Annotated in this window: 1 protein-coding gene; it reads right to left on the reverse strand. The window is 34.8% G+C overall.

Translation table 11 applies throughout. The features are described from left to right. Positions 1–106: 106 nt before the first annotated feature. Positions 107–883 carry a M48 family metallopeptidase gene (locus tag DPIF8902391_RS09250; protein ID WP_198912950.1) on the reverse strand — a complete coding sequence of 259 codons (777 nt, stop codon included), beginning with the start codon at positions 881–883 and terminating at the stop codon, positions 107–109. Positions 884–1,427 lie beyond the last annotated feature (544 nt).

Genomic DNA, 1,427 nt, shown 5'->3' on the forward strand with positions numbered 1-1,427 from the left:
TGATGATTTACGAACCGCCGTATACGAGACCCGTACGTACGGTGGTGTGAGAGGCGCACTCCGACTATTTTAGTCGGAGCCGTCTACTCGATTGTGTCTTCGTTTTTTATTTATTTAGGTATAATTTATTGAACTTTCTTATTTCAATTACCCTTTTTGTCATTCTTGGATGAGTAGAATATATTTTATGTATAAATCCCATAAAATCAGGTATTTCTTTTTCTTGTAATATAAACGCTTCTATATTTGTGTCATTCGCTAAACTTTCACTTCCTAGCGCTAATGATACAAGTGCATTTTCACTTGCTGATAAATCTTCTGTTAAAGTGAATCCTATTCTGTCTGCTGTAAATTCACATGCTCTACTGTAAGCTGATCCAAGAAAGGGAACGAAATTCGCAGGTTTTATTAGTAGTCCTTTCAAGAAGCTTGTGTGTCCTGCTGCATGATGTCCTAATTCGTGACCTATTATCATTGATAATTCTTTTATCTTACCTCTTTTAAGACTTAAATCAACTAAATCTGACATTAGTATCACATATTTAGCAGATAGAAACTTTACAGCAAAGGCATTTACTAATCCACTTCCATTGTATATAAATACTTCTGGTATATTTGTAAGATTAAGTTTGTTGGATTGTTCTATAATTATATCATAAATTTCAGGAAATTGAGAAGGAGATACCTTAACACTGTCTCCATATATAACCGCTTTAAAGTATAACCCGCTAATCCATAATCCAAAAGCAATAAAAGCTCCCCATATTAATATTGTACCCATTGAAGCAAATAGTAAAATTAGCCATAAAATAATTCCTAAAATTTTCATGATTAATAAATAGGTTTTTTCTTTTTCGTGTATTAGTGTTTTGATTTTAATCATTTTTTTTATTGGTTTAGTTATTTGTTAAATGAGACACAACGGTTTGAATATGGTGCGTTTGGCGTTTAAATACTCCAAATTTTCAATTTACTACAATGTTTAATAATTGCTACCATATTTATTTTCAGCACTATCTGCCAAATGCACTATATTTTTTGTGTGTGCCCAGCATGGGCATCTTTTGACTACCGAAAGGTAGTTTATTAATCTAGAGGGTGCAAGTCCCTTATGCGCAGGAGTAACGTTCTGAAGCATTAGTAAGTCGCAAGGGTGAAAATCGTGAGGTTTTATCTGAAGGAAGCGAGACTACAAAACTCGGTACTGACGAACAGAAATCGTATACAGAGGCATAATTACTCGGGTAAACAAGCACATCATTGTAACGCCCCAAAGAACATCAAAAAGGGTAATTATGTAGATACGGCAGCGATTGAGTGAAAGAAGATGTCATTACCTGGGGAGGTCTCCAAAATCACGAGTTGGTTATGGAGAAGTCAGCAGATGTCATAGTACCTACAGGAAACGAGTTGAGGAAAGACCTCAG

Origin of the sequence: Tenacibaculum finnmarkense genomovar ulcerans, from assembly GCF_900239495.1 — a bacterium.
Lineage (GTDB): Bacteria > Bacteroidota > Bacteroidia > Flavobacteriales > Flavobacteriaceae > Polaribacter > Polaribacter ulcerans.